General features: G+C 54.8%; 20 protein-coding genes and 3 tRNA genes. 9 read left to right on the top strand and 14 right to left on the bottom strand.

What is annotated here, in order from left to right; translation table 11 throughout:
* Window positions 1-80: 80 nt before the first annotated feature.
* Genes miaA through nnr form a run of 5 tightly spaced genes read right to left on the bottom strand, consistent with a single transcriptional unit; the run spans window position 81 to window position 6,731 of the window.
* Entirely contained in the window at window positions 81-1,022 is a 942-nt protein-coding gene (miaA, locus tag ACO0U8_RS18660) for a tRNA (adenosine(37)-N6)-dimethylallyltransferase MiaA (RefSeq protein WP_122096291.1), read from the bottom strand.
* Complete coding sequence (gene mutL, locus ACO0U8_RS18655) at window positions 1,015-2,934, bottom strand: DNA mismatch repair endonuclease MutL (protein WP_421671409.1); 1,920 nt, start codon at window positions 2,932-2,934, stop codon at window positions 1,015-1,017. The genes miaA and mutL overlap by 8 nt, the downstream gene beginning before the upstream one ends.
* A gap of 36 nt (window positions 2,935-2,970) precedes the next feature.
* On the bottom strand, window positions 2,971-4,731 hold the full coding sequence (gene amiB, locus ACO0U8_RS18650; protein ID WP_122096293.1) for an N-acetylmuramoyl-L-alanine amidase AmiB: 1,761 nt from the start codon (window positions 4,729-4,731) through the stop codon (window positions 2,971-2,973).
* Window positions 4,732-4,738: 7 nt separating this feature from the next.
* Window positions 4,739-5,206 carry a tRNA (adenosine(37)-N6)-threonylcarbamoyltransferase complex ATPase subunit type 1 TsaE gene (tsaE, locus tag ACO0U8_RS18645; RefSeq protein ID WP_056782488.1) on the bottom strand — a complete coding sequence of 156 codons (468 nt, stop codon included), beginning with the start codon at window positions 5,204-5,206 and terminating at the stop codon, window positions 4,739-4,741.
* A gap of 10 nt (window positions 5,207-5,216) precedes the next feature.
* The gene (gene nnr / locus ACO0U8_RS18640) at window positions 5,217-6,731 is read right to left on the bottom strand and encodes a bifunctional ADP-dependent NAD(P)H-hydrate dehydratase/NAD(P)H-hydrate epimerase (protein ID WP_421671408.1); all 1,515 of its coding nucleotides are present in this window, start codon (window positions 6,729-6,731) and stop codon (window positions 5,217-5,219) included.
* Between nnr and queG the strand changes: the two genes are divergently transcribed.
* Window positions 6,730-7,887 (top strand): tRNA epoxyqueuosine(34) reductase QueG, encoded by a 1,158-nt coding sequence (gene queG, locus ACO0U8_RS18635; protein ID WP_421671407.1) that lies wholly within the window; start codon window positions 6,730-6,732, stop codon window positions 7,885-7,887. The genes nnr and queG overlap by 2 nt on opposite strands.
* Before the next feature lie 313 nt (window positions 7,888-8,200).
* On the opposite strand, the gene ACO0U8_RS18630 is transcribed toward queG, so the two are convergent.
* The 4 genes from ACO0U8_RS18630 to orn all read right to left on the bottom strand — a co-directional run bounded on the left by ACO0U8_RS18630 (window position 8,201) and on the right by orn (window position 9,276).
* A tRNA-Gly gene (locus ACO0U8_RS18630) sits at window positions 8,201-8,276 on the bottom strand.
* 50 nt (window positions 8,277-8,326) lie between these two features.
* A tRNA-Gly gene (locus ACO0U8_RS18625) sits at window positions 8,327-8,402 on the bottom strand.
* A 59-nt stretch (window positions 8,403-8,461) separates the two neighbouring features.
* Window positions 8,462-8,537, bottom strand: a tRNA-Gly gene (locus tag ACO0U8_RS18620).
* Window positions 8,538-8,730: 193 nt separating this feature from the next.
* A complete protein-coding gene (orn, locus tag ACO0U8_RS18615; RefSeq protein ID WP_056782491.1) occupies window positions 8,731-9,276 on the bottom strand; it encodes an oligoribonuclease in 546 nt (181 codons plus the stop codon).
* 124 nt (window positions 9,277-9,400) lie between these two features.
* On the opposite strand from orn, the gene rsgA reads away from it, so the two are divergent.
* From rsgA to mscM, 3 genes are all read left to right on the top strand, one after another.
* A complete protein-coding gene (rsgA, locus tag ACO0U8_RS18610) occupies window positions 9,401-10,438 on the top strand; it encodes a small ribosomal subunit biogenesis GTPase RsgA (protein WP_056782492.1) in 1,038 nt (345 codons plus the stop codon).
* A 201-nt stretch (window positions 10,439-10,639) separates the two neighbouring features.
* On the top strand, window positions 10,640-11,629 hold the full coding sequence (asd, locus tag ACO0U8_RS18605) for an archaetidylserine decarboxylase (RefSeq protein WP_056782524.1): 990 nt from the start codon (window positions 10,640-10,642) through the stop codon (window positions 11,627-11,629).
* A 46-nt stretch (window positions 11,630-11,675) separates the two neighbouring features.
* Window positions 11,676-15,044: a miniconductance mechanosensitive channel MscM gene (gene mscM, locus ACO0U8_RS18600; RefSeq protein ID WP_183850004.1), complete on the top strand. Its 3,369-nt coding sequence runs from the start codon at window positions 11,676-11,678 to the stop codon at window positions 15,042-15,044.
* Window positions 15,045-15,087: 43 nt separating this feature from the next.
* Here the strand turns inward: mscM and ACO0U8_RS18595 are convergent, their stop codons facing one another.
* The 3 genes from ACO0U8_RS18595 to epmA form a co-directional block, all read right to left on the bottom strand.
* A complete protein-coding gene (locus ACO0U8_RS18595; RefSeq protein ID WP_421671406.1) occupies window positions 15,088-16,446 on the bottom strand; it encodes an 8-oxoguanine deaminase in 1,359 nt (452 codons plus the stop codon).
* Window positions 16,447-16,540: 94 nt separating this feature from the next.
* Window positions 16,541-17,905, bottom strand: coding sequence for a nucleobase:cation symporter-2 family protein (locus ACO0U8_RS18590; RefSeq protein ID WP_183850000.1), 1,365 nt, complete (start codon window positions 17,903-17,905; stop codon window positions 16,541-16,543).
* A 267-nt stretch (window positions 17,906-18,172) separates the two neighbouring features.
* The gene (gene epmA, locus ACO0U8_RS18585) at window positions 18,173-19,150 is read right to left on the bottom strand and encodes an elongation factor P--(R)-beta-lysine ligase (protein ID WP_056782496.1); all 978 of its coding nucleotides are present in this window, start codon (window positions 19,148-19,150) and stop codon (window positions 18,173-18,175) included.
* A 282-nt stretch (window positions 19,151-19,432) separates the two neighbouring features.
* On the opposite strand from epmA, the gene frdA reads away from it, so the two are divergent.
* From frdA to blc, 5 genes are all read left to right on the top strand, one after another.
* Window positions 19,433-21,232: a fumarate reductase (quinol) flavoprotein subunit gene (gene frdA / locus ACO0U8_RS18580; protein ID WP_122096298.1), complete on the top strand. Its 1,800-nt coding sequence runs from the start codon at window positions 19,433-19,435 to the stop codon at window positions 21,230-21,232.
* The gene (locus tag ACO0U8_RS18575; RefSeq protein ID WP_056782498.1) at window positions 21,225-21,959 is read left to right on the top strand and encodes a succinate dehydrogenase/fumarate reductase iron-sulfur subunit; all 735 of its coding nucleotides are present in this window, start codon (window positions 21,225-21,227) and stop codon (window positions 21,957-21,959) included. Before frdA ends, ACO0U8_RS18575 begins: the two co-directional genes overlap by 8 nt.
* Window positions 21,960-21,970: 11 nt before the next feature.
* Window positions 21,971-22,381 carry a fumarate reductase subunit FrdC gene (gene frdC / locus ACO0U8_RS18570; RefSeq protein ID WP_122096300.1) on the top strand — a complete coding sequence of 137 codons (411 nt, stop codon included), beginning with the start codon at window positions 21,971-21,973 and terminating at the stop codon, window positions 22,379-22,381.
* A 9-nt stretch (window positions 22,382-22,390) separates the two neighbouring features.
* Window positions 22,391-22,750: a fumarate reductase subunit FrdD gene (gene frdD / locus ACO0U8_RS18565; RefSeq protein ID WP_056782500.1), complete on the top strand. Its 360-nt coding sequence runs from the start codon at window positions 22,391-22,393 to the stop codon at window positions 22,748-22,750.
* Between the two features lie 120 nt (window positions 22,751-22,870).
* Window positions 22,871-23,395, top strand: a complete 525-nt coding sequence (blc, locus tag ACO0U8_RS18560; protein ID WP_056782501.1) for an outer membrane lipoprotein Blc — start codon at window positions 22,871-22,873, stop codon at window positions 23,393-23,395.
* Window positions 23,396-23,472: 77 nt separating this feature from the next.
* Here blc and ACO0U8_RS18555 read toward each other — a convergent pair whose 3' ends face one another.
* Both ACO0U8_RS18555 and ACO0U8_RS18550 read right to left on the bottom strand, forming a co-directional pair.
* Window positions 23,473-23,607: an entericidin A/B family lipoprotein gene (locus ACO0U8_RS18555; protein WP_014333643.1), complete on the bottom strand. Its 135-nt coding sequence runs from the start codon at window positions 23,605-23,607 to the stop codon at window positions 23,473-23,475.
* 134 nt (window positions 23,608-23,741) lie between these two features.
* Window positions 23,742-23,870, bottom strand: coding sequence for an entericidin A/B family lipoprotein (locus tag ACO0U8_RS18550; RefSeq protein ID WP_056782525.1), 129 nt, complete (start codon window positions 23,868-23,870; stop codon window positions 23,742-23,744).
* Window positions 23,871-23,898: the final 28 nt, after the last annotated feature.

Genomic DNA, 23,898 nt, shown 5'->3' with positions numbered 1-23,898 from the left:
TTTGAGCCTATCGGCTCGAAAATAAATCACATAAAAAATTTGCGCGCTGAGTACTGATCAATTGTACACAATCACCCAACCTATGCACTAACAACCTGAATTACACGGCTTAAGGCATCGTCCGGCTTTTCGGAATCCAGCCATTCGACGTTATCCCACCCTCGTAACCAGGTCATCTGACGTTTGGCCAGCTGTCGTGTCGCGCAAACACCACGATAAACCATTTCATCGTAATCGAATTCACCAGATAAATAGGACCACATCTGGCGATAGCCGACACAGCGAATGGAAGGCAAATCCGTATGCAAATCGCCCCGAGCTAACAGCGTTCTGACTTCGTCTTCAAAACCATTGGACAACATCTGACTAAAACGTTCCTCAATCCGCGAATGTAATAATTCACGGCGCGTTGGAGCAATCGCAAACTGGTGAACGCGGTAGGGCAACGTTTCACCCGAAATTTTAGTCAGTTCCGTTAAAGTTTTACCCGAAATATAAAAAACTTCCAGTGCTCTGGACAGTCTCTGCGGATCATTCGGATGAATTCGCATAGCGGCAACCGGATCAATCTCGCTTAATTGATCGTGTAACGCGTTCCAGCCCTGCTCTTCCGCCTGCTTTTCAATGCGCTCACGCACCGCGGCATCGGCCTGCGGTAAAGGTGACAACCCTTCGAGCAACGCCTTGAAATAAAGCATAGTCCCACCCACCAATAACGGGATCTTATTGCGTGCAGTTATTTCTGCCATTTCGCGCAAAGCGTCAGCTCGAAAATCTGCCGCCGAATAGGCCTGGGTAGGATCAAGGATATCAATCAGACGATGGGGAGCATCCGCCAGCTCTTCCGCTGTGGGTTTGGCAGTACCGATGTCCATTCCGCGATAGATAAGTGCGGAATCGACACTGATCAGTTCAACCGGAAGATGTTTCATCAGCGACATCGCCAGTGCGGTTTTACCCGATGCGGTCGGCCCCATAATAAAGATCGCCGGGGGAGCGGAGTGTTTTTCAGAATCAGTCATGCTTAAAAGCCGCCAGCGCGGGCTGTAAATCAAGAGGTTGCAGAAGTCCGGACGGAGGTGATTTCACCAACTGCGGGCAAAGACGCTCAACATCCGTGAGTAATTGTATGGCTTGGGAAATGGTCCAGACCTCGTGCTCGCAGCCACAGTGGCGGGCAAACCACATAGCTACCGCATCAGAAGTCACCTCCTGCTGAACAGCAAGGTAATCTAACAGGTCGGGTATCAACTTTTGTAAATTTTGTTGGCGTAATGGTAAAGGTACTGCGCGTACCGTCACACGCTGCGACTCACTGAACATTTCTAAACCAAAATGCTGTAAAAGCGGCTGATTTTTTGCCAGCACGGCAATTTCATCTTTGCTGACTGTCAGCTTCAGCGGAATCAAAAGGGGCTGCGGACGCAGCCCTTCATCGGGTGGCGTCATCTGTGCCCATTTAAGCCAGCGATCGGCGACAGGTAACGCCAGCATCACCAGTTGTTTGCCTCTTTCGAGCAACGCATATTCTGCCGCACACACCGTCAGGACGCGCCCGAAACTTTGGCTATGGGATTCCAGAGCCGGTTCAGCGAGTGTACGAGCCGCCGGCGCTACCGGCTTAGCGGCCTGTGCCGCGTCGGGCGCAGGCTCCTGCAAGGAGAATACGTCCGATGAAGGCTGCAACAACCGTTGATAGGCTTTACCTTCTGAGCGGTTATATGCCGGTTCATTGCTGTGGCTAATGGGTTCGCGCGGATGGCCGGCACGGGACGTTTCAGGAAACACGTTCTCACGCGCTGCTGGCTTTTCACGTTGCGAGTTCGCCGGTTTTTCTGCGGGTTGTGAGAAATGATTACCGCCGGCGGCCTGACGATTCTCCGGTTGCCAGCGCGGTGCGTCTTCCTGGGTCTGCTGTTGTGCCAGAACAGGATTGCCGGCCTGTTGTAATACCGACATCACCGCCTGGTAGATAAAATCGTGCACCAGCCGGGACTGATGGAACCGCACTTCGTGTTTGGCCGGATGCACATTCACATCGACCTGATGCGGATCGACATCCAGATACAGCACATACGCAGGCTGCTGATCGTCTTTTAACTGATCCTGGTATGCCTGACGGATCGCATGATTAATCAGGCGATCTTTCATCATGCGGTTGTTCACATAACAATATTGCATATCCGTGAGACTGCGCGATCCGGCAGGATCGGCGACCCAGCCACGGATCCCCAAATCACCGTGAGTCCATTCGACTTCCAGTGCATGTTCAACAAACGTCGGGCTGCAGATGCTGGCCAGACGCCGCGATGACTGGGAGGGATCTTTCACGGCGCGGTACTGCCGGATGAGTTTACCGTTGTGACTCAGATTGACGGAAACGTCAAAACGCGCCAGAGCGATCCGGCGGACGACTTCATCAATATGGGTAAATTCGGTTTTCTCGGTGCGCATAAACTTGCGTCGGGCGGGCGTGTTGTAAAACAGATCCAGCACTTCAACGGTCGAGCCCTGCGGATGCGCCGCCGGTTTCACCGTCACCGCCATATCGCGCCCTTCCGCGTAAGCCTGCCAGGCTTCACTTTGATCTGCGGTGCGTGAGGTCAGAATCAGACGTGAAACAGAACTGATACTCGCCAGCGCTTCGCCACGAAATCCGAGGCTGAGAATCGCTTCCAGATCGTCGAGACAGGTAATTTTGCTGGTGGCGTGACGCGCCAGCGCCAGCGCTAAATCATCTTTGCCTATTCCGCAGCCGTTATCGCGAATACGGATGAGCTTGGCGCCACCGCGATCAATATCGATATCAATGCGCGTGGCTCCGGCATCAAGGCTATTTTCCACCAGCTCTTTCACCACGGAAGCCGGCCTTTCGACAACTTCACCCGCGGCTATCTGATTAGCCAGTTGCGGGGGCAGTACCTTGATCGGCATAGCGGCTCCAGTGGAAAGCGGTCTGTCAGACCGCCGTTAAGACTGTGGAATAGTTAAGGTTTGGCCGAGCTGTACCTCGCCAGACTTCATGTGGTTCGCCGTTTTAATTTCCGTCATGCTGACACCGTATTTGCTGGCAATCGCCGACAGCGTATCGCCGCGTTTGACGGTATGTTTCGACGGTTTTTTCGTGGCTTTCGCCGTCGAGGCCGACGCGCCGGTGACAGAGGATGTGCGGGTACCTGCGGGAACTTTCAATCGCTGGCCGACCCAGACACCGTCTTTTTTCAGTTTGTTGAGATCGCGCAGCGCCGCATTGGTCGTACCGTAACTGTTCGCAATCCCCGTCAGGGTTTCGCCACGGGTCACTTTGTGGATCTGCGTGGCACCGGCTGCACCGGCCGTCACTTCAATCGGGCCCGGCTGATTACTGGTCTTTGCGCTACTGTCTACCGCCGCTGCTGATGAGGCCAGCAGCGGACGGTTTTCGACCTTTGGGCCGTTTTGTATCGGATGCGACTGGAAATAATTACGCAGACCGACGTGAATGGCCCTCGCAATTTTATCCTGGTACGCGCTGCTGCCCAGCAGCCGCTCCTCAGTTGAGTTACTGATAAAGCCGGTTTCCACCAGCAGGGAAGGAATATCCGGCGAACGCAACACCCCTAAACTGGCGTGCTCCGGTTTCGCTTTATGCAACGAACCGACGCTGCGCAGTTCGCGCAATACGCGGGTGGCGACGTCATAACCGACGCGTTGTGAATGGCCGAATTGCAAATCCAGCACGGCCTGACTCAGATACGGGTCAGAGGCGGTATTCGCCAGCACATCCCCCGCACCGCCCAGCAGTTCGGATTGTTTCTCGTGCTGCTCGAGCCAGTTACCCATTTCACTGTTGGCGCGACGGTTAGACAGCACCCAGACGGATGCCCCGCGCGCACTGCGGCTTGGCGCAGCATCGGCGTGAATAGACACCAGCACGTTGGCATTTTTCTTACGCGCCACATCTGAACGCCCCATCACGGAAATAAAGTAATCGCCGTCGCGGGTTAACACCGGCTGGAACATCGGGTCAGCATTTAAAATCGCCTGTAATTTACGGGCAATCGCGATGGTCACGTTTTTCTCTTTCAGGCCACCCGCGCCGATAGCGCCCGGATCCTGCCCGCCGTGTCCGGCATCAATGGCGACAATGATTTTGCTGTCGCTGGTGGAAATCGTGGAAGATCGCGAGTTGTCTGACGCCACGGCCGTCGAAGCGACCGTGGTTTTATCATTGGTAAACGGATTTGATTTCGCGGAAGGCGTGACTATTCTGCCTGCGTTTGGCGAAGGCGTGTTCGTTGCCACGGTAACCGGCGCGCTCTGGCGTGCCGGAGCCGACGCATTCATGGTCAGCACCACGGTGTACTGGCTGCCATCTTTCTGTTTGGTGGCGTTGGTTCTGACCTTTTGATTCAGTTCAAACACCAGACGCTGACTTTGCGCGTTCGGCGGGGTACTGGCGCGCACGCGCGTCACCAGATTCTGTCCGTTAAAGGTCAGCGGTAAACCTTTCATCACGCCATCCTGACGGATATCCATCACCACGCGTTCAGGATTATGCAGCGGGAAAAAGGAATAATCAGGCGAACCGTCAAAGGTAATGGTGACGGTAGATTGCGATGGACCGTTGGAAACATTGATATTTTTCATGCCGGCCGCAAAAACGGCGGAGGACGTCAGTCCGGCAAAAAGCATCAGCGCCGATAAAAACATCGTCGCTGTAGAAAAGAGAGAAGTGATACGTGAATTCATCGCGTGATCATCCTTGCTGTTGAACACGATGCAGCAAATTTATGCCAGATTCAGAAACGGCCACCAGCGTCGCCGTACGCCCCTGAGGCTGATAGTCCAGCGTCAGTTCGATATCAGGTTCAGGCAACACGCCCTCACCTTTTTGCGGCCACTCGACCAGACAGATGGCGTCTTGCGCGAAATAATCGCGAATGCCCATAAACTCGAGCTCTTCCGGGTCGGCAAGACGGTATAAATCAAAGTGATACACCGCGATATTTTCCAGCTGATAGGGCTCGACCAAGGTGTAAGTCGGGCTTTTCACATTACCCTGATGCCCTAATGCCTGAAGAAAACCCCGGCTAAAGGTGGTTTTACCGGCACCCAGATCGCCATAGAGATGGATAACCGTTGAGCCCTCGCAAGCTTTCGCCAGTGAAGCACCTAGTTGCAGCGTCGCCGCTTCGTCGGGTAATGAGATATTAAGTTGATTCATTCAGTGATATCTATTTCTTCAGGTCTGGATTAACTAACGGGGCAATCACCGCTAAAAGATCAGTCGCCAACATACCGCGCGTTCCCTGCTGCCGGGCGATTTCGTCTGCGGCAGCGCCGTGAACCACAGTTCCCGCGCAGGCCGCATCAAATATATTCAGTTTTTGAGCGAGCAGGCCGCCGATAATACCAGAAAGCACGTCGCCCATACCGCCTGATGCCATACCGGCATTTCCTACATCGGCAATGGCCATCTCACCCTGCGCCGTGGCAATCAGTGTGCCGGCGCCTTTAAGCACCACCACGCCACCGTATTGCTCAACCAGTTTCCTGGCAGAAAGTAAGCGGTCACTCTCAATTTCCTTCACGGTACAACCGAGCAGACGGCTGGCTTCACCAGGATGAGGCGTCAGCACCCGATTTTGCCGTTTCTCCGGTGTGATTGCCAGCAGGTTCAGCGCATCGGCGTCCCATAAGGCCGGTTTCTCACATTTTGCCACCCGCTCCAGCGCCTGTTTGCCCCAGGCTTTCTGGCCGAGCCCCGGCCCAATCACCACCACGTCGGCCCATTCAAGCGCTTCATCAAGCGACTCCGCGCTGAGTTCCTGCACCATCAGTTCAGGTCTGGCGGTCAGTAAGGGGCCTGCGTGTTCTTTGTGAGTAAGCACTCGCACCAATCCGGCTCCGGCACGCAGCGCGGCTTCCGACGCCATGCGGATCGCGCCCGCAAAGCCGGTATCCCCGCCAATCACCACCAAACGCCCGTGATCGCCTTTATGAGAACACGGGCGTCGCGGGTGCAACCAGGTGCTTAATTGTGACGCATCAAGCCGTTTTAACACTGCACGATGTCCGGCCAGCCAGCTTTCCAGCCCCAGGGCATCGCAGTGTAATTTGCCGGTGTAATCGCGCGCCTGCCCGGTCAGTAAACCCGGCTTCAGGGCAATGAAACTGATCGTGTGCGTGGCCACTGCCGCTTTGCCCGCGGCCTGGCCGGTTTGCGCATTCAGACCCGAAGGAATATCCAGAGAGATGACAGGCAATGACGACGCGTTGATAGCATCAATCAACGCGTCATAAGGGGCGCGCGGCGCGGAGGATAAACCGGTACCGAGCAGGCCATCAATAATCAGATCGGCGTCGTGCGGCCAGGCAGAATCCGCCGGGTGAACCATGCCACCACTTTTCAGCCAGCCCTGACGCGCGGTTTCCGCTTCGTCAGGCAAGGGCTTACCGCCTTCGACGGCCAGCAGCGTCACGCGTATACCCGCGCTTTTCGCCAGACGCGCCATTTCAAAACCGTCGCCACCGTTATTTCCGTGGCCGCATAAAATCAGCCAGTGTCGCGATTGCGGAAACTCACGCTGAGCAAGCGAAAAAGCCGCGCGTGCTGCACGCTGCATCAGCGAAAACAGAGAAATCCCCGTTTCCTGCGCAGCATGACCTTCATTCTGACGCAGCCAGTCAGCAGAAAAGACGGAATGTGGTAAACTCGCCTCGTTTCGTTTTTCACGTTGGTTCGTCATGACACTCCCTCTCGATCTCGTTCAACTGGCTCAACATATCAAGCAATGGGGCCAATCGCTAGGCTTCCAGCAGGTTGGCATCTGCGATACAGACTTATCTGCAGAAGAGCCCAGACTGCAGGACTGGCTTGATAAACAATATCATGGCGAGATGGACTGGATGGCGCGCCACGGCATGTTGCGCGCCCGTCCACATGAACTGCTGCCCGGTACGTTGCGGGTGATCAGCGTGCGCATGAACTATTTGCCTGCCAACGCTGCCTTTGCCAAAACCCTTAATAACCCGCAACTCGGCTACGTCAGCCGTTATGCGCTGGGCCGTGACTATCACAAAGTGCTTCGTCAGCGCCTGAAAAAGCTTGGCGACATGATTCAGACCTACTGCACGGAACAACAATCTGATCATCAGGTGGCATTCCGGCCATTTGTCGATTCTGCTCCGGTGATGGAACGCCCTCTGGCTGCGAAAGCCGGACTGGGCTGGGTTGGTAAACACTCACTTATTTTGAACCGGGAATCCGGTTCCTGGTTTTTCCTCGGCGAACTGCTGATTGATTTGCCCCTGCCCGTTGATCAGCCGCAGGAAGAGAAGTGTGGAAAGTGCGTCGCCTGCATCACCACCTGCCCGACCGGCGCCATTGTCGCGCCTTATACCATTGACGCCCGTCGCTGTATTTCCTATCTGACCATCGAGCTGGAAGGTGCGATACCGGAGGAATTCCGGCCAATGATGGGCAACCGCATCTATGGCTGTGACGACTGTCAGCTGATTTGTCCGTGGAACCGTTATTCGCAGCTGACAGATGAAGAGGATTTCAGCCCGCGCGCCGCGTTGCATGCGCCGGAACTGATAGCGCTGTTCGCCTGGACGGAAGAGAAATTTTTGCGCATTACCGAAGGTTCACCCATCCGCCGCATTGGCCACCTGCGCTGGCTGCGTAATATTTCTGTGGCGCTGGGCAATGCGCCGTACTCGGAAGAGGTGTTGAATGCGTTGCAGTCACGGGCAGGCGAAAATGTGTTGCTCGATGAACATATCGACTGGGCCATCCGGCAACAAGTGGAAAGAAGAAGTGAACATCGGGTCGAAGTGCAAACATCCCAGCAGAAACGACTGATCCGCGCGGTGGAAAAAGGTTTGCCGCGAGATGCATAACGCGTCGTGAAGCGCTCAGATTAAAAAGCCAGATTTTCTGTGCATAAAAATAAAAATGCTTTGCCAATCAAGTGCAAAAAAAAGAGCAAGTGATCACCATAACGTTTCGTCATAAATTTATTTTGTTTTAAAACAAGTGATTACAAATTGGCAATATGGAGGGTGCAAAAAACAGACAGTTTAAAAAAACAGCTAAACCTGTGGATAAGTCTGTTTAAAACATTACTACAAATCGTGTAAGGATCGTATTAATCACGCACGAATTATGCATGTGGGAACTGACAGGAAATGATTGTGTACTGAAGAAGAAAATTGGAGCGGGAAACGAGACTCGAACTCGCGACCCCGACCTTGGCAAGGTCGTGCTCTACCAACTGAGCTATTCCCGCTTTGAGATGCTAGGTGCATCGGCTGTAAACTTACAGCATTTGAAATTTTTTGGAGCGGGAAACGAGACTCGAACTCGCGACCCCGACCTTGGCAAGGTCGTGCTCTACCAACTGAGCTATTCCCGCGTCGCATGGCACTGCATTTTTTACGTCTTAACTCTTTAAAACTGCACAACTTAAAAATTTGGAGCGGGAAACGAGACTCGAACTCGCGACCCCGACCTTGGCAAGGTCGTGCTCTACCAACTGAGCTATTCCCGCTCTGCGCACTCAACGAAATTCTTCATCGGTACGGGGTGCGCATTATACGAGAAATCCTTTTAGCCGCAACCCCCTGAAAGCAAAAAAATGAATTTTTCGTTCAAGTGCCGATTAAACCATCAAAGCGGCGATTTAAGCGGCGAAACCCGGCGGTTTTGTGTTCCACGGCGCAATAAAAAAGATTTCAGGTATTTTAGAGATTAATAAAATGTTCGCGGTAATACGCCAGTTCAGCCACGGATTCACGAATATCATCCAGAGCCTGGTGGGTATTTTGCTTTTTAAAGCCGCCCAGTATTTCCGGTTTCCAGCGACGCGCCAACTCTTTCAGCGTGCTGACATCCAGATAACGGTAATGGAAATAGGATTCCAGCTCCGGCATGTACTTAAACAGGAAACGGCGATCCTGCCCGACGCTGTTGCCACAAATAGGCGATTTGCCTTCCGGCACCCACTCGCGCAGGAACTCAATGGTTTTCAGCTGTGCTGCATTGTCATCAAACGGGCTGGCTTTTACACGGTCAACCAGGCCGCTGCCGGTGTGCGTACGCACGTTCCAGTCATCCATCAGCGCCAGTTGCGCATCAGACTGATGCACAGCCATCACCGGGCCTTCGGCCAAAATGTTTAAATGCGCGTCGGTCACCAGCGTGGCGATTTCAATAATACGGTCACGTTCAGGATCCAGACCGGTCATTTCGAGGTCGATCCAGATTAAGTTCGAGTCATTAGCAGCCATGATGTGTCCTGTTAAAGTAGAGAGTTGACGGAGATCTCCGTCATTCGGGCAATTAATATAAAATAGCTGGTATCATAGTCTTTTTGGTCGCACCGAGCGATTAAAGCCAGTTAAGTGAGGCGCAGTGACTAAATCAAAACTGTCTAAAGGGCAACAACGTCGCGTTCAGACTAACCACCAGCGTCGTCTGACTCAGACCGACAAACGCAAAGAGCTGGACGATTCTCTGCACGGCGAACCGCAGGACGGCATTGTCATCAGCCGTTTCGGGATGCATGCGGACGTTGAAGCGGCCGACGGCAGCCAGCACCGTTGCAATATCCGCCGTACCATTCGTTCTCTGGTCACCGGTGACCGCGTTGTATGGCGCGCCGGCGAGAACACCAGCGTAAAAGGTATCGTTGAAGCAGTGCATGAACGCACATCCGTGCTGACCCGCCCAGATTTCTACGACGGCGTGAAACCTATCGCTGCCAACATTGACCAGATCGTCATTGTCTCCGCCATCTTGCCAGAGCTGTCGCTGAACATCATCGACCGCTATCTGGTGGCGTGCGAAACCGTTGAAGTTGAGCCGCTGATTGTGCTCAATAAAATCGATCTGCTTGACGACGAAGGCCGCAAGTTCGTCGAAGGTATGATGGATATCTACCGCAGAATTAACTACCGCGTACTCGAAGTCTCCAGCCAGACCGGTGAAGGCATGCCTGCATTTGAAACCGCACTGACCGACCGCATCAGCATTTTCGCCGGTCAGTCAGGTGTGGGGAAATCCAGCCTGCTGAACGCCCTACTGCCGCCGGAAGAGAAACAGATCGTGGTGAATGAAGTGTCAGACAACTCCGGTCTGGGCCAGCACACCACCACCGCGGCGCGCCTGTATCACTTCCAGCGCGGCGGCGACGTCATCGACTCCCCCGGCGTACGTGAATTCGGCTTGTGGCACCTTGCGCCAGAGCAGATCACTCAGGGGTTCGTCGAATTCCGTCCTTTCCTCGGCTACTGCAAATTCCGCGACTGCAAACATGGCAGCGATCCGGGCTGTGCCATCCGTGATGCCGTAGACCGTGGCGACATCGCTGAAGAGCGTTTCGACAACTACCATCGTATTCTGGAAAGTATGGAAGACGTAAAAACGCGTAAAAACTTCGACGCACTTTAACGTTAACCCGTTGAGTTCATGAGCAAATAAGAAACGAGTGAGATTAACGGAAGTTGAACCGTTGATTTCTCATCGTTACAATCGGCGTCGATTAACAGGCTCCTGCGCAATCATACAATGTGTGACCGTCCCGCTGATGGACGGTCCCCTGCAAAATGGCCGGTCATGCCGGCCATTCATACCATCCAAGAGGTTTTTCCCGTGCTGGACAGTATCAAAATCAAACTTCAATACTTACTTCCTAAACAAGGTCTGACCCGTCTGGCGGGCTGGGGCGCGGAAAAACGTGCAGCCACGCTGACCCATTGGGTCATTAAAGCCTTTGCGCGCTTTTACAGCGTGGACATGAAAGAAGCACAAAATCCGGATATCAAATCTTACGCGACGTTCAATGAATTCTTTGTTCGCCCACTGCGTGACGGCGCGCGCCCTGTTGTCAGTGGTCTGGACATGCTCTGCCTGCCTGCCGACGGTGCAGTCAGCCAGTTGGGTGCGATCACTGACGGCAAGCTGTTCCAGGCAAAAGGCCATTTTTACAGTCTCGAAGCGTTGCTGGCGGGAAATTATCAGCTGGCTGAGAAGTTCCAGGGGGGTCAGTTCGCCACAATCTATCTGGCACCCCGTGATTATCACCGCGTGCATATGCCGTGCAACGGCGTTCTGCGCGAAATGATTTATGTGCCGGGCGATTTGTTCTCAGTGAACCCGCTGACCGCCGCCAACGTCCCTAACCTGTTCGCCCGTAATGAACGCGTCATCAGCGTGTTCGATACTGAATTTGGTCCGATGGTACAGATTTTGGTCGGTGCGACCATTGTCGGCAGCATCGAAACCGTGTGGGCGGGCTGCGTTACGCCACCGCGCGAAGGCATCATCAAGCGCTGGACCTACCCTGCTGCCGGTGAAGAAGGCGCCATCGCGCTGGAAAAAGGCCAGGAAATGGGCCGTTTCAAACTGGGCTCCACCGTGATTAACCTGTTTACCGCCAGTCAGATTCGCTTCATGCCGAACCTGAGCAACGGTACCGTAACCCGCATGGGCGAACCTTTCGCCGAAGCGCTGCGTGCATCCGCAGTAGTGCCTGAAGCGCCTGAAGTAACTGAAATACCTGAAGTTACTCAAGCAACTGAAGTGCCTGAAGTACCTGCAGGTGTGGCAACGGCTGAACCGCAAGTCCCTAAAGACTTCTGATTTCGCCCTGAACTGACGAAAAGAACTGAAAAAAGGATGTGACCGAGTGCGCCTGATCCCCGCCTTGCTGATGAGTTTACTGCTGTCTCTGCCGCTCATGGCAGGTGCCGCACCGACTGAAGATCAGCTCAAACAGGAACTGAAACAGGCGGAAGCCAATAAAGAAATGGCCAACCAGGCGCAGGTTGTTGAGGCGCTGCAAAGTGCCCTCAACTGGCTGAATGAGGCGAAAGTCTCTGCCGGGCGCACGGCGGAATATCAAAAAGTCATCGATGACTTTCCTAAACTGACGCAGTCTTTGCGTCAGGAACTGCAAAATCAGCCCGAAAAGCCGCCTGCGATCAGCACAGATTTATCCAGCGCCGAGCTCGACCAGCAAATTCTGCAAATCAGCAGCCAGCAACTGGAAGAAACCCGCCAGCTCCGCCAGGAGCAGGATCGCTCCCGCGATATCAGCGACTCGCTCAGCCAAATCCCGCAGCAACAGTCGGAAGCGCGTAACGCGCTCGGCGACATCGATCAGCGGATCCAGTCAGCGACTGCGGCGGCCACATCGTCCATCCTCGCGCAAGCCCAGCTGAGCGCACTGCAGGCCGAATCTGCCGCACGCAAGGCGAAAGTGGATGAGCTTGAACTGGCACAGCTTTCTTCCAATAACCGGCAGGAACTGTCGCGGATGCGCGCCGATCTCTACAAGAAGCGCGCCGATTATCTCGATCAACAATTGCAGGCTCTGCGCAATACGCTGAACAATCAGCGCCAGCGTGAAGCGGAACAGGCGCTTGAAAAAACCGAGCTGCTGGCGGAACAGAGCGGCGAACTGCCCCACTCCATCAGCCAGCAGTTGCAATCCAACCGTGAACTGTCGCTGGCGTTAAATCAGCAGGCGCAGCGAATGGATTTGATCTCCTCCCAGCAGCGTCAGGCCGCCGCGCAAACGCAGCAGGTGCGTCAGGCGATCAATACCATTCGCGAACAGGCACAGTGGCTGGGCGCATCCAATCTGTTAGGTGAAACGCTGCGGGCGCAGGTTTCCCGTCTGCCGGACATGCCAAAACCGCAACAGCTCGACCGCGACATGGGTCAGTTGCGCGTTCAGCGTCTGCACTATGAAGATTTACTCGATAAGCAGGCGGTTTACCGCCAGGGGCGTCAGGACGACGGCAAACCGCTGACGGCTGCGCAGCAAAAAATTCTCGACGCGCAGCTTCGCACCCAGCGCGATTTACTCAATTCACTGCTCTCAGGCTGTGATACGCAGATTCTCGAACTGACCAAACTGAAAGTCGCCAACAGCCAGCTGGTGGAAGCGCTGAACGACGTCCATGAGGCCGCGCACCGTTATCTGTTCTGGGTGGCCGACGTCAGCCCGGTCGGGCTTTCCTACCCTGTCATGCTGGCGCATGACGTGAAACGCCTGGTGTCCCTCGACTCCCTGAGCCAGCTCGGCGGCGCATCGATGATGATGGTCACCAGCAAAGAAACCTTGCTGCCGCTGTTTGGCGCACTGATTCTGGTCATTATCAGCATCAGCTCCCGTAAGCACTATTACGCCTTTCTGGCGCGTGCCAGCAGCAAAGTCGGCAAAGTCACGCAGGATCACTTCTCGCTGACAATGCGCACGGTATTCTGGTCGATTCTGGTGGCGATGCCGCTGCCGGTGCTGTGGGCGGCTCTGGGCTTCGGGCTACAAAGCGCCTGGCCATATCCGATTGCCGTGGCGATTGGCGATGGGGTTACCGCAACGCTGCCGATTCTGTGGGCGTTCATGGTGAGCGCCGCGCTGGCGCATCCGCAGGGGTTGTTTGTCACCCACTTCGGCTGGCCGCAGCGCGCCGTTTCCCGCGCGTTGCGCTACTACGCGTTGTCTATCTGGGTGATAGTGCCGCTGATCATGGCGCTGATTACATTCGATAATCTCAATGACCGCGAATTCTCCAACACCCTGGGCCGTCTGTGCTTCGTCATTCTGTGTCTGGTGGTGGCGCTGGTCACTCACAGTCTGAAACGTGCGGGGATCCCGCTGTACCTTGATAAAAAAGGCAACAGCGAGAACATGCTCAACAATACGCTGTGGTGGATGCTGCTTGGCGCGCCGATAGTCGCGGCACTCGCCTCCCTGATGGGCTTTCTCGCCACCTCACAGGCATTACTGGCACGTCTGGAAACCTCGGTCGCCATCTGGTTTGTGCTGCTGGTGATTTATCACATCATCCGCCGCTGGATGCTGATTCAGCGCCGCCGCATTGCCTTTGAACGCGCCAAACAGCGTCGGGCCGAAATGCTCAATCAGCGCGCCCGTGGCGAAGAAGACGCGAATCACGCCAACAGCAGTAACGAAGGTACGGTTGAAATTGAAGAGCCGGTCGTCGATCTGGATGCCATCTCCGCGCAGTCACTTCGTCTGGTGCGTTCGCTGCTGACGCTTATCGCGCTGATCTCGGTGATCTTCCTGTGGTCGGAGATCCATTCGGCCTTCTCATTCCTGGAAAATATTCATCTCTGGCAGGTGGCGTCCACCGTTCAGGGCGTTGAGAGCATGCAGCCGATCACGCTGGGATCGGTGTTGATCGCGATCTTAGTGCTGATCATCACCACGCAGCTGGTGCGTAATTTACCGGCGCTGCTGGAACTGGCGCTGTTGCAACATCTGGATCTGACACCGGGTACCGGTTACGCCGTACTGACCATCACCAAATATGTGCTGCTGCTGATCGGCGGGCTGGTGGGCTTCTCGCTCATTGGCATCGAGTGGGCAAAACTGCAATGGTTAGTCGCTGCGCTGGGTGTGGGGCTTGGATTTGGTTTGCAGGAGATTTTCGCCAACTTTATTTCCGGCCTGATCATTTTGTTCGAGAAACCGATCCGTATCGGCGATACCGTGACGATCCGCAACCTGACGGGCAGCATCACTAAGATCAACACCCGTGCCACGACCATTGCCGACTGGGACCGTAAAGAGATTATCGTGCCGAACAAGGCCTTTATCACTGAGCAGTTCATCAACTGGTCGCTGTCGGATTCCGTGACGCGTGTGGTACTGACCGTACCGGCTCCGTCGGAAGCCAACAGTGAAGAAGTGACTGAAATCCTGCTTAACGCCGCGCACCGCTGCTCCCTGGTGCTCGACACCCCGGTGCCGGAAGCCTATCTGGTGGATTTGCAGCAGGGGATCCAGATTTTCGAATTGCGTATGCATGCCGCTGAAATGGCGCACCGTATGCCCCTGCGCCACGAAATTCATCAGCTAATTCTGGCCGGATTCCGCGAGCACGGCATTACGCTGCCCTTCCCGCCATTCCAGGTGCGAATGGAAACATTGCACCGCGCGCAAAATGGCAACAACGCGACCTTTACCAGCAGCAGCGGCAGTGGCCGCAGCGGTACAAGCTCGCGTTCGCCGGGCGATTTATAAACCTAAAAGGGCAGATTTCTCTGCCCTTTTTTACGCCCTGAGTTTACAGATCCGCGATCAGCGCCGCCGCGGCTTTACGGTGTCGTGATATCAGCGATGCCATATCCATATCCACAATCTGGCCGTCGATGACGCGCCATTTTCCGCCGACCATCACGCGATCGGCTTTCTCCGCGCCGCACAGTAACAAGGCGGCAATGGGATCATGGCTGCCGCTGAAACGTAACTCGTCAAGTTTAAACAGCGCCAGATCGGCCTGCTTGCCCACGGCGATCTGTCCGATATCATCACGCCCGATAAGCGTCGCCGAACCCCGCGTCGCCCAGCCCAGCACTCTTTCCGGCGTCACATATTCCGCACCGTATTTCAGCCGTTGCAGATACAGTGCCTGCCGCGCTTCGTACATCAGATTCGAGGCGTCATTTGATGCAGAACCATCAACGCCCAGTCCAATCGGCACGCCTGCGGCCTCCAGGTCACGCGTCGGACACATGCCGGACGCCAGCCGCATATTCGACACCGGGCAATGACAGATGCCGGTTCCTGCCGCGCCGAGGCGGCGGATTTCATCGTCGTTAAAGTGAATGCCGTGCGCCAGCCACGTCCGGTCACTCAGCCAGCCGACGCTTTCCAGATAATCCACCGTGCGCAGGCCGAACATCTTCAGGCAGAACGCCTCTTCATCCAGCGTTTCCGCAAGATGCGTGTGTAAACGGACATCTTCCCGCCGGGCCATCAGGGCGCTTTCGCGCATAATTTCTGTCGTGACGGAAAAAGGCGAGCACGGCGCCAGCGCAATCTGCATCCATGCCCCTTCGCCGCGCTGGTGATAGCGGTCAATCAACCGCTGACTGTCGCGCAAAATGGTTTCGCCCGACTGAACCGTCTGTTCCGGTGGCAGCCCGCCCTGCGCTTCACCGAGGCTCATTGAGCCCCGCGTCAGTAAAGCACGCATGCCCAGTTCCCGGACCACGTCCACCTGCACATCGATAGCCTCTTCCATCCCTTGCGGAAACAAGTAATGGTGATCTGTGGTGGTGGTGCAGCCAGACAGCAACAGTTCGGCCATCGCCACGCGGCTTGCCAGCCCGAGCGCTTCAGGCTGCAAACGCGCCCAGACCGGATACAATTTTTTCAGCCACGGAAATAACGGCACATTGACCACGGGCGCCCAGGCCCGGGTCAGTGTCTGATAAAAATGATGGTGGGTGTTAATCAGGCCCGGTAGCAAAACACTCTCTGAGGCATCAAAAATATGATCCACCGGTTGTGAAGGTGGCTGGCCGGGGGGCAGCAATTCGACGATTTTCGCGCCTTCGATGACAATGCCCCCGCGTGCTTCCAGGGTGTTTGAGGTAAAAACAGCCAGCGGATTTTTGATCCACGTGCGTAGCTCTGACATATCTGACGTCCTTTTTTGGTCCGGATGTAACTTCAAAAAGTGAGTCAGCTCAGTTATGCCCTGTCTGCTGATCCAGGGGCGCAGGCGCGGTATATCAGTGAACTTTCATTTCCTCTGCGAGCACGCTGACGCGTTCTGCGGGCATCAGTAAATTGAGCAGGATGGCGACAACACCGCCGCTGGTGACCGCATGCCCAAAGATATTGCCGACGATCGGCGGGAATTGCCCCAGCGCTTCGGGTACCGCTTCAATGCCCAGACCGATACCGAATGAAATGGCGATAATCAGCATTTCACGGCGTCCTACCGGCGATTGGGTCATGATGCGGATGCCGGCGGCCACCACGCTGCCAAACATCACCAGCGTCGCCCCGCCCAGCACCGGCGCGGGTATTTGCTGCAGAATGCCGCCGATAAACGGGAACAACCCCAGCACAACTAAAACGCCGCCGATGTACATGCCGACATAGCGACTGGCGACGCCGGTCATCTGGATCACGCCGTTATTCTGCGCAAACGTGGTGTTCGGGAATGACGAAAACATCGCCGCAATCATACAACTGACGCCGTCCGCCAGAATTCCGCCCTTGAGGCGTTTACGGAAGCTTTCCCCTTCAATCGGCTGCTGTGACAGCATGCAGTTTGCGGTCAGATCCCCAACCGCTTCCAGAATGCTGATAAAGGAAACCAGCGCGATGGGAACGAAGATGATCCAGTCAAACCTGAAGCCGAAGCGGAATAACTGCGGCAGCGCAAACCAGTCACCCTGTAGCGGTTTCAGTGGCAGATGCCCGCTCAGGTACGCCGCAACGCAGCCCACCACGATGCCTGATACGATGGAAGACAGACGCACCCAGCGCACGTTGATTCGGTTACAGGCGACGATAACCAGCAGCGTCAGCGCCCCAAGGCCAATATTGACCGGTGCGCCGAAATTCGCCGCGCCGTGTCCGCCAGCCCAGTCAGTAATGCTGACTTTAATCAGGCTGATGCCAATCAGCGCGATAACGGTACCGCTCACCAGCGGGGTGAAAACCCGGCGCATCTGACCAATAAATCGGCTGACCAGCAGCGGAATGAAGGCTGCCACGAAGTTCACACCAAATATCATCGCCATAATGTCTTCGGGGGATCCGCCACGGCTTTTCACCAGCAGCCCTCCGGACAAGATCACCCCCAGAAAAGCAAAGCTGGTGCCCTGCAGGCAAATCATGCCCGCGCCAACCGACATAAACCGGCGCGCCTGAAGAAAGGTTCCGATGCCTGAAGCCAGCAGCGACATGCTGATCAGATAAGGTAAATAGGCGTTCAGCCCGAGAACCGAGCCGATAATCAGCGGCGGAGTGATGATCCCCACCACACTGGCAAGCACGTGCTGAACCGCCGTGAGGAATGCCGGCGCCGGTGCGATACGCTCTTCCAGTCCATAAAGCAGTTCTTTTTCATTGGATTCAGACATAACGGGTTTCCGGGATAATGAGTGATAACCCTGTTATGCATAAAGCAGGCCAGTGACGAAAAAATTTGCCTTAACGTCCTGCAACGCCCGGTTTCTGCGGCCAGCCGAAAAAGAGGCGCACTGAAACTTTAAAATCAGTGTTGCGCCATTTGGGTACTTTTGTTTCATGAAATGCGCGGTTAACGGGTTTATGCACAAAAAAAGGGCAAGGGAAAAAGGAAGGGAAGATAAAAAGTCCTGACCGGGCGGTCAGGACTCAAACACTGATCAGGCGCGCGTCACCGGGAACGCCAGCACGTCGCTCAGGCTGGTAGCGCCGAGCGCAATCATAATCAGGCGGTCAACGCCCAGCGCCACACCGGAACACTCCGGCATACCGTGTTCTAACGCATCCAGCAGGTTGTTATCGATAGGATGCTGCGGCAGGCCGCGCGCTGCTCGCTTGCGGTTGTCCTGTTCGAAACGCTGACGCTGTTCACGCCCATCCGTCAGTTCGCGGAAACCGTTCGCCAGTTCAATGCCTTTGTAATACACCTCGAAACGCTCGGCCACGCGATGATCTTCCGTGCTGATTTCCGCCAGAGAGGCCTGCGTCGCCGGGAAGTGATACACGAACGCGGGCTTGTCGCGGCCTATGTGAGGTTCCACGCCCATGGTGAACAACAGTTGTAATAATGTGTCGCGGTCTTCTTCGGTGTCAGCAATATTCGACAAATCCAGCTTCGCTGCCGCTTCGCGCAGTTCCGCTTTGTCGGCAGACAACGGATCAACATTCAGATGGCGGGTGAACGCCTGCTGGTAGGAGAGCGTTTCTGCACTGTTGCAGTCGAGTACCTGTTGCAGTAAATCATCCACTTCATTCATCAGCCGGTACATGTCATAACGCGGACGGTACCACTCCAGCATCGTGAACTCAGGATTGTGATGAATGCCGGCTTCTTCGTTGCGAAAACTGCGCCCCATCTGATAAATAGGACCGCTGCCCGCCGCCAGTAAGCGTTTCATGTGGTATTCCGGGCTGGTCATCAGATACAGCGTTTTGCCCTCTGCGGCTCCGGGCCCGACGAAACGCGTCTCGAAAGGCACCAGATGAATATCGGTCACCGTGGCCTGGCTCATGGCTGGCGTTTCCACTTCCAGCACGCCGCGATCGGCAAAGAAACGGCGGATCTCAGTGAGGATAGTCGCACGCTTCAACAGATTGGCGATGGAGGCGCTGGGTTGCCAGCTGGCTGTTTCGCTCATGGTGATTTACTCCGAATGCAGAAAAGTCATGCAGTCTACCTGCATCCCTGTGGGCAAACAAATATCTCATTTTGCGAAGCACAACGCAGAGAAAGCCTAAATCCGCGTTCACATCAAATTACCCCTTCTACCCCTTAGGTATACTAATTCCCTTACAAACAATAAGAATATTACCCTCTGGGACAGTGCCTGTATGTCATCAGGGTTCACTAAGCCTTCGATTCCGAAGGCGTTTCGCGGGTGTTTCAAACCCGATCTTTTTGATGATAGTGGAGGAATGCAGTGCAAACCTTTAACGCCGATATTGCAATTATAGGTGCAGGTGGGGCGGGTTTACGCGCAGCAATAGCCGCAGCGGAAGCCAATCCTGACCTGAACATCGCATTGATTTCGAAAGTGTACCCAATGCGCAGCCATACTGTCGCCGCCGAAGGCGGTTCTGCCGCGGTGACGCAGGATCATGACAGTTTTGATTTGCACTTCCAGGATACCGTTTCCGGCGGCGACTGGCTGTGTGAACAAGATGTGGTGGATCATTTCGTTCATCAATGTCCGACAGAAATGGCTCAGCTGGAAATCTGGGGCTGCCCGTGGAGCCGCAAAGAAGATGGCTCGGTCAACGTCCGTCGTTTTGGCGGCATGAAGATCGAACGCACCTGGTTTGCCGCCGATAAAACCGGCTTCCACATGCTTCACACCCTGTTCCAGACCTCCCTGAAATACCCACAAATCAAACGTTTCGACGAGCATTTCGTCCTTGATATTTTGGTCGATGACGGTCAGGTGCGCGGCGTGGTCGCCATCAATATGATGGAAGGTACCCGCGTGCAGATCCGCGCTAACGCGGTTGTCATGGCGACCGGTGGCGCAGGCCGTGTTTACCGTTACAACACCAACGGCGGTATCGTGACCGGCGATGGTATGGGCATGGCATTCCGTCACGGCGTGCCGCTGCGTGATATGGAATTCGTGCAATATCACCCTACCGGTCTGCCGGGCTCCGGCATCCTGATGACTGAAGGCTGTCGTGGTGAAGGCGGTATTCTGGTGAACAAAGACGGCTACCGTTATCTGCAGGATTACGGCATGGGGCCGGAAACACCGCTGGGTGAGCCGAAAAATAAATACATGGAACTCGGCCCTCGCGACAAAGTGTCGCAGGCGTTCTGGCACGAATGGCGCGCCGGACGCACCATCGAAACCCCGCGCGGTGACGTGGTTTATCTGGATTTGCGCCATCTTGGCGAGAAAAAATTACGCGAACGTCTGCCGTTTATCTGCGAGCTGGCAAAAGCCTACGTCGGCGTTGACCCGATCACGGATCCGATCCCGGTACGCCCTACCGCCCACTACACCATGGGCGGCATCGAAACTGACGCACAGTGCGAAACCCGGATTAAAGGGCTGTTTGCCGTCGGCGAATGTTCTTCCGTCGGCTTGCATGGCGCTAACCGTTTAGGTTCCAACTCACTGGCAGAACTGGTGGTCTTCGGACGCATGGCCGGTGAACAGGCCGCGCTGCGCGCTGCGCAGGCCACAGACTTTGGCAATACCGCCGCGCTGGATGCTCAGGTGCGTGATATTGAAAATCGCCTGTCAGCGCTGATGCAGCAGGAAGGGGATGAAAACTGGGCGACTCTCCGTGATGAAATGGGTCTGGCGATGGAAGAAGGGTGCGGGATTTACCGTACAACTGAGCTTATGCAGAAAACCATCGACAAGCTGGCAGAGCTGAAAGAGCGCTTTAAACGGGTCAAAATCCACGACACTTCCAGCGTCTTCAACACCGATCTGCTGTACACCATTGAGCTTGGCCACGGCCTGGAAGTGGCCGAATGTATGGCGCACTCCGCCATCAACCGTCGTGAATCTCGCGGGGCGCATCAGCGTCTGGATGAAGGCTGCACCGAGCGCGATGACGTCAATTTCCTTAAGCACACCCTGGCATTTTATCAGCCTGATTCCTCGCCGCGTCTGGAATACGGGGACGTGAAAATCACCACGCTGCCGCCAGCCAAACGCGTTTACGGTAGTGCAGGCGACACTCAGGATAAAAAAGATAAGGAGCAATCCCGTGGCTAAAATGCACAGCCTGAAGGTTGAAATCATGCGCTATAACCCGGAGACGGACAGCGCGCCGCATCCGGTGGTGTATGACGTCCCTTTCGATGAGACAACCTCCGTTCTCGATGCCCTCGGTTATATCAAAGATCACCTTGCGCCAGACCTTTCGTACCGCTGGTCATGCCGCATGGCAATTTGTGGCTCCTGCGGCATGATGATCAATCGCGTGCCCAAACTGGCCTGTAAAACCTTCCTGCGTGAATACCCGCAAGGGATGCAGATTGAAGCGCTGGGCAACTTCCCGGTGGAACGCGATTTGGTGGTCGATATGACTCACTTTATTGAAAGCCTCGAAGCCATTAAGCCTTACATCATCGGTAATTCACGTACCGTCGATCAGGGGCCGGGTAATCAGACACCGGCGCAGATGGAGAAATATCATCAGTTCTCCGGCTGTATCAACTGTGGTTTGTGTTATGCCGCCTGCCCGCAGTTCGGGTTAAATCCGGAGTTCATCGGCCCGGCCGCCATCACGCTGGCACACCGTTACAACCTCGATAACCGCGACCAGGGTAAAGCGCAGCGTATGCCGCAGCTTAACAGTCAGAACGGTGTCTGGAGCTGTACGTTTGTCGGGTATTGCTCCGAAGTCTGTCCAAAGCACGTAGACCCTGCCGCCGCCATTCAGCAAGGCAAAGTCGAAAGCGCTAAAGACTTCATGATCGCGAGGCTCAGACCGCAATGAGGGAGGAAAATATGACGACTCAAAGTACGGGCAGCAAGCGCAAACCCTACGTGCGTGAGATGAAAGCCAGCTGGTGGAAAAGCCTGCCTTTCTACCGTTTTTATATGCTGCGCGAAGGCACGTCGGTTCCGGCCGTCTGGTTCAGCCTTTTGCTGCTGGCTGGCGTTTTCTCGCTACGTAACGGGCCTGAAAGCTGGGCGGGTTTTGTGCATTTTCTGCAAAATCCGGTGGTTATGTTGATCAACCTGATCGCCCTGCTGGCGGCGCTGCTGCACACCAAAACCTGGTTCGAGCTGGCGCCTAAAGCCTCCATCGTGATTATCAAAGACAGGAAGATGGGGCCGGAGCCGGTGATTGCCGGTTTTTGGGGCGTGACCGTGGTTGTGACGCTGGTGATCCTTGCCATCGCGCTGTTTCTTTGAGGAGGCGAAATGAAAAATACTCTGCCTAAACGTTCAGATGAACCGGTATTCTGGGGGCTGTTTGGCGCCGGGGGTATGTGGAGCGCAATCTTCGCGCCGGTGATGATTTTGCTGGTGTGTTTCCTGCTGCCGCTGGGTTTCTTTCCCGGTGAAGCACTGAGCTACCCGCGCGTACTGGCTTTCGCACAAAGCTGGATCGGCCGTCTGTTCCTGCTGCTGATGATCGTGCTGCCTTTGTGGTGCGGTCTGCACAGGATCCATCACGCCATGCATGACCTGAAGATCCACGTTCCCGCCGGGAAATGGGTGTTCTACGGTCTGGCGTCGATCTTAACTATTGTCACCCTTATCGTATTGATCCGTCTCTGATCCCTGACGATCTGACCTCACAGCGGCCTGCTCTCTGGCCGCTGATTTTTCCTCTCTGTTCTTTTCCTTTTTTCTCAAATGTTACCTACACTTAGATGCTTACCTAAGGAAGGAATATTTATGCGTATCTGGTCAAAACTGGGTGTCATCGTCACGGCACTGCTCTCTGTCGCCTGCAGCGTTACCCCACCGAAAGATGTCAAAGTCGTCAATAATTTCGAACTCAACCGTTATCTTGGCACCTGGTATGAAGTTGCCAGACTGGATCACAGTTTTGAGAGCGGGCTTGAACGCGTTACCGCGAACTACAGCCTGCGCGATGATGGCGGCGTTAAAGTCATTAACCGTGGATTTAATCCTAAGAAAAACAAATGGCAGGAAAGTGAAGGGAAAGGATACTTCACCGGATCGACAGCGCGTGCCGCGCTCAAGGTTTCTTTCTTCGGTCCGTTTTATGGCGGTTATAATGTCATCGAGCTGGATAAAGACTATCGCTACGCGCTGGTCTGCGGCCCGGACAAGAGTTATCTGTGGATCCTTTCACGCACCCCAACGCTGGATGACAGCGTGAAACAGCAGTTGCTGAAAACCGCGCAACAATACGGCTTCGACACCAGCAAGCTGGTGTGGGTCAAACAACCGTAAGTTTTCCGCCCTTCAGAAACAACACTGCCTGCATCAATGTGCAGGCAGACTTCAGTTTACTTCAGGTCGTTCAGCCGCTATTGCGCGCTTTTCTGAATCGCTTGCCCGCCGGCAGACACATCTTCACCCACACCACGCGTGGTATTGCAGGCGGTTAACGCAGAAGACAGAACAAGAACAGATAAGATAGCGAGGATACTTTTCTTCAGCATATAAATTTCCTTCCTATAGGAGTATGTAAAGTACAACCCTTTAAGTGTAGTTAACTTTTAGGAAATGCAGGAAATCAGGAAGGCTTTTAAGAAAATTGGAAAAAAGAAATGGAAGGTTAACAAGGCTGAAGGGATCAGCCTGCGCGTGAAATTGCCCCACCCAGATGCTGGATGTCTTCACCAAAACCATGAACCGTGTTGCAGCCGGATAACGAAGCCAGCGCCATCACTGAAACCACGATAAGCATCATCTTTTTCAACATGATCAATAACATCCGATTCAATTCGTTG

It is taken from the genome of Rahnella sp. EDr1-12 (genome assembly GCF_049206505.1).
Taxonomy (GTDB): Bacteria; Pseudomonadota; Gammaproteobacteria; order Enterobacterales; family Enterobacteriaceae; genus Rahnella; species Rahnella rivi.
The sequence above is the reverse complement of the archived record's forward strand: the minus strand, read 5'-3'. Positions and strand labels throughout refer to the sequence as shown.